This is a genomic window from Marinimicrobium sp. UBA4209 (assembly GCF_002381585.1).
GTDB classification, from domain to species: Bacteria; Pseudomonadota; Gammaproteobacteria; order Pseudomonadales; family Cellvibrionaceae; genus Marinimicrobium; species Marinimicrobium koreense.
The window spans coordinates 64,151-65,063 of the sequence record NZ_DFTP01000089.1; positions in this window are offsets into that span (position 1 = coordinate 64,151).

Below are 913 nucleotides of genomic sequence, written 5' to 3' on the forward strand. Positions count from 1 at the left end.
CTATAACCACAACTTCTTCGAGGCCAATGACGAGAATCTTTTTCATTGGGCGCTGGTTCGAGATGAGGTGGCGCAAGACGTGGACATTGCCCGCAGCGCCGAGCCGGAAGGTTAGGCAAGATGAGGGGCTCCCGTTACAGACCGTCCTTTCGGCGCCCATGGGGTGCCGAAATTTTCCTGTAGGTGGACAATAGAGTTTGAGACTGCCCCCCTATTGATTTAGGGCACTACAGGACACCTAACTTACAATAAAGTTTGAGACTTGATGGTTTTTAAGATTATAGCGTAATAACTTAGGGATTTGGGTCAATCGGGAGGGGGAGGTCAGGCCGGTAGGGCGGTTTTGGCTGGGAGTCAGCGACTACTTTGAGGTTGATACTATCCAAGTCATGGTTTCTTGATGCAGTTTCTCTTAAGTTCCCGAGGAATTTCGGGGGGCAATAGTTCATACAATAAATGAGAATTATTCTTGTAAAGCCAGAGATAGGCTGCCGGTAGGTCCTTCCGAATGTCATTTCGTATACAATCCGGATGACTTTCTATGTAATCCGATAGAATTCGTTTGTAGTGGCACTGTTTCTTATATAAGCGAATTCGGCCTCTTAGAGGAATAAGGTAACTATGCGTTGTAAGTACTTGCTCTATGAGACCAACTGATACGTTTAAGGGCTTCGCTATCTCGTTGGTACTTTTTCCAATATGGAGCTTTCTCCACACAGCTCTTCTCTCAGCGTTGTATAACAGCTTGGGTCGAAGCTTTATATCGACCTTCAAATTGGGGTAAAGATAACCCATACATGAGAATTAACTCGATAGTCAAAGCGACAGAAAATTTGACCGATAAAGGTAGTCTAAAATCCTTAACATTGCTTAAGTTTTATGGTCATCAATGTAGTGGTCAAGTGTTTTAGGC